Source organism: Embleya sp. NPDC025285, assembly GCF_055558835.1.
Genome location: NZ_JBVHLU010000243.1, coordinates 1 through 3684, shown reverse-complemented (window position 1 = coordinate 3684; position 3684 = coordinate 1). Strand labels below are relative to the sequence as shown.

Genomic DNA, 3684 nt, shown 5'->3' with positions numbered 1-3684 from the left:
GAGGTGATCGTGGACGACCCCTGGGGCTACGGACGCTCACTGGAATGGGCCACCTCCTGCCCGCCACCCCGGCACAACTTCACCAGGCTGCCCCGGATCCGCTCCGAATCCCCGGCGTTCGACCTGCGCCACCCCGAGATCGCCGTCCTGGACTACGAGACCCAACGCGGAAGAGAGGGTCTCCTCGACGTCAACCCCGACAAAATGGGCAGGTAGGAACGCTTTCGCGTTTGTACTCCCGGAAATCTGATTGACCGGAAACCAGGACAAGGCACCGCCATGCGCGCACAGGCCGACGGCGAACTCGAAACGATTGGAAGCATCATGGTCATGCCCTCGACCGGCCGTCCCCTTCGAGCCGCCCTCACCCTCACCGCAGCACCCCTCCTGATGTGGACACTCGCGAACTCGCCGGAACGCGCGCACGCCTCCCCCGTCCCCACGAATGACGGTCGACCGACCCTGACCGCCGACCGCACCGGCACGCTGGACCCCGCCGGCGATCGCATCACCGTGACAGGCCGCGGCTACCGGCCCGGCAGCGAGGTGCGCGTCAACACGTGCGACCCCGCCCAAGGCCCCGACAAGGCATGCGACACTCGAACTCGGCGAAGAGCCCGTTCGGGTCGACACCGACGGCTCCTTCGCCCGAGAGCTGCGCGTACGCGCCGCGTTCGGTCCCGTCGACTGCCTGCACACCCGCTGCGCCGTGGCCACCACCAAGGTCGGCGGCGGCGGGGACCGCAGCCAGGAAAGCTACCTCGCGATCGGGTTCCGCGGCGAGGTCCCCGGACTGCCGGGCACTTGGGCACCAAGCCCCTCCGCCACGCCCGGCGGCGACGGCGCGTCGGCCGCACAGCCCCTGCCGGCGAGTCCCTCGGCCCCCATCGACTCGGCGCCCCCGAGTGCACAGGACACCGACACCGACGAGAACCCCTGGGTACTCCCCGCCGTCATGGCAGGCGTGATCGCGGTCATCGCCGTGATCGTCGTGTTGGTGGTCCGCAACCGACGCCAGGCTGGTACAGGCCGAGGCAGCGGCGACAAGTAGATCCGAGACCGGGTGTGGACCACGAGGCTTGGGAATTGGGGCCTGGGCGTGGGGTCAGAGACGGCGCGTCGCCTACGCGGACGTTATGAGGCCTTCGGCCGCGAGTGAGACGGGCTGTTCCGGGAAGCGGGCGTGGGACCCGTTGTCGACCGGGAGGAACACGCGACATGGCCACCATCGGCTGTGGTGCCGAGCGCCGCGATGACATTGCGAGCAGCATCCGGCTTCCGGGGATCGTACTGGGAGTCGGACTGGGCGGCTTCGTCGACGGCATCGCGCTACACCAACTGCTGCAATGGCATCACATGCTCACGGGGACCAATCACGACCGGATCGGAGTGCGGTACTACTCGCCCAACACCGTCTCGGGACTGGAGATGAACACGGTCTGGGATGGCGTCTTCCACGCCGTGTGCTGGCTCGCCGTGCTGACCGGTCTCGGCATCCTGTACGCACGGGTCACGCACAGCCGACGCCGCGTGTGGGCCTCAAGGGTGCTGTGGGGGTGGATCCTGGTCGGTTGGGGCCTGTTCAACCTCGTCGAAGGCGTGCTGGACCACCAGATCATGGGGATCCACCACGTTCACGACGGTCCCTACCAACGGTGGTGGGACATGGGCTTCCTGCTGTTGGGGGCGGTGTTCGTACTCGCCGGCTGGATCCTGCAGCGTGGGGGCCTACGCTTCGAACCCCACGTTTCCGGCACGCACGGACGATCCGGACGACAAGCCTGATGACCGGCGAGGGACACCACCACGAAAACCACGCCGGTGGTGGAGTGGCATGGGAATTACTCGTTCCCGCAGTCGTGCTGCTGCTCGCGACCGGGTACCTCCTCCTCGTTCACCGTGCGCACGCGCGCCATCGCGCGTCGGGCGGGGACCGGAGGAGAAGTATCGCGTTCGTAGCGGGATGCACCCTCCTGGCCGCGGCGACGTCGCCGCCGATCGCGTCGTACGCGCACGAGGACTTTCGCGGACACATGCTCCAACACATGCTGATCGGCATGTACGCGCCCCTTGCCCTGATCTTGGGCGCCCCGATCACGCTGTTGCTGCGGACGCTTCCCGCCGCCCATGCCCGGCGGCTGATCGCGATGTTGCGCAGTCGGCCTTCACGCGTGATCGCCCACCCGGTCGCCGCATTGCTGCTGAGCACCGGAAGCCTGGTCGTTGTGTATTTCACCCCTGTGTACAACGTAACTTCGCAACGACCCGTCCTGCACTGGCTGTTGCATGCTCACTTCCTGCTTTCGGGGTGCCTGTTCGCATGGGCGATCGCCGGCTCCGATCCCGCTCCGCACCGGCCGGGCGTGCCCGCGCGGCTCGTCGTCATCGGTGTCGCCGTCGCCGCACACGCCGGTATCGCGCAGCTGATGTACGGAGGCTTCCTCATCGACGTCCGCGCGCCTGTCGATGAGGTCCAGGGTGCCGGGCAGATCATGTATTACGGCGGCGACATCGCCGAACTGCTCCTCGCGGCCGCCCTCGTCGCCACCTGGCGCCCCTCCCGCAGGCGCACCGCGATCAGATCATCCGTCGTCGGGCCGGCAGCCGGCCGCGCCTGACACGCGGGCAGACGTCAGGGGTTCGGCCTGTCTCAGGCCATTCACGAACGTATGGTGGCCGGCCCGGCCAGTGCGGATTCACGCGCGAAGTTGAGACGAGGTACCTGCGGGCGGGCGAAGTCGCACCATACGACGCTCGCGCAGGAACTCTTCGGGCTCCGCCTGAGCGCGGAAGGCATCGTGTCGGTCAGTGTTGGCCCGGGCATTCGGTGGCGACCCCGGTGTGCGAGAGCCTCGGCGAAGTCGGCGATCACCTGCTGCGGCTGCGGCGGGCGGTCTCCGCTGCGGCCGAGCAGACCGGGTGCATGCTCGCGCCTTGCGGTTCGGCGGCCTTCGCCTCCGAGGGGCAGCCGTCGGTCACGGCGCGTCCGCGCTACCGGTATCTGCACACGGACGCTGCGCGACTGGTCGACGAGCAATTGATCAACGGTATGCACATTCCGGTCAAGGACGATCGACGGCCCTCAGGCGTCCGACATCGCGCGCGTCTCGCCGGCGATCATCGGCCGGTGACGCGCGTGACAGCCATGCGGTCGGTGCGCAGGGCCGCCCGGGCGGCGTTCGCGCCGCAGGCCCCGTGGACACCACCGCCGGGGTGCGCGGATGCGGAAGCCAGGTACAGCCGGCGAACCGGTGTGCGCGAGCCGCCGGATCCCGGGACGGGGCGGAAGAGCAATTGCTGGTGGAGCGCGGCGGATCCGCCGTTGAGAGCACCGCCGACCAAGCTCTCGTCCGCTGCTTCGAGGTCCAGCGGGGACAGGATCCGGCGCGCGATGATCCGTGCGCGAAATCCCGGCGCGAAAGACTCGACCCGCGCTTCGAGACGATCCGCGTACGTTTCCGTCTCCGCGAGGTCCCAGCGCCCAGTAAGGCGGCCACCCAGGTCCTCGGTGACCTGCCTGGGAACGTGAGTATAGGCCCAGGCGGATTCCGTTCCGGCCGGGGAACGGGTGGGGTCCGTCGTGGTCATCGGGCGTTCCCCCTGATGTGTGGACATCGAAGACACTGGATCTTGATGGTTCAGGAGAACGGAGTCCCCGTGGGGATGAAGCACTATCCGCCGGAA

The 3684-nt window shown here is 68.4% G+C and carries 3 protein-coding genes and 3 pseudogenes; 5 read left to right on the top strand and 1 reads right to left on the bottom strand.

Annotation, left to right across the window (positions count from 1 at the left end):
* The 5 genes and pseudogenes from ACZ4FV_RS51785 to ACZ4FV_RS51765 all read left to right on the top strand — a co-directional run.
* Window positions 1–216, top strand: a pseudogene (locus ACZ4FV_RS51785) (aa3-type cytochrome oxidase subunit I); the annotation flags it as partial.
* 493 nt (window positions 217–709) lie between these two features.
* On the top strand, window positions 710–1051 hold the full coding sequence (locus ACZ4FV_RS51780) for a hypothetical protein (protein WP_465328397.1): 342 nt from the start codon (window positions 710–712) through the stop codon (window positions 1049–1051).
* 167 nt (window positions 1052–1218) lie between these two features.
* Complete coding sequence (locus ACZ4FV_RS51775; RefSeq protein ID WP_465328395.1) at window positions 1219–1785, top strand: DUF2243 domain-containing protein; 567 nt, start codon at window positions 1219–1221, stop codon at window positions 1783–1785.
* Entirely contained in the window at window positions 1785–2618 is an 834-nt protein-coding gene (locus ACZ4FV_RS51770; protein ID WP_465328393.1) for a cytochrome c oxidase assembly protein, read from the top strand. The genes ACZ4FV_RS51775 and ACZ4FV_RS51770 overlap by 1 nt, the downstream gene beginning before the upstream one ends.
* Window positions 2549–3070: pseudogene (locus tag ACZ4FV_RS51765) on the top strand (glutamate-cysteine ligase family protein); the annotation flags it as partial. The gene ACZ4FV_RS51770 and the pseudogene ACZ4FV_RS51765, both read left to right, overlap by 70 nt.
* A gap of 47 nt (window positions 3071–3117) precedes the next feature.
* On the opposite strand, the pseudogene ACZ4FV_RS51760 reads toward ACZ4FV_RS51765, so the two are convergent.
* Window positions 3118–3588, bottom strand: a pseudogene (locus ACZ4FV_RS51760) (phytoene desaturase family protein); the annotation flags it as partial.
* Window positions 3589–3684: the final 96 nt, after the last annotated feature.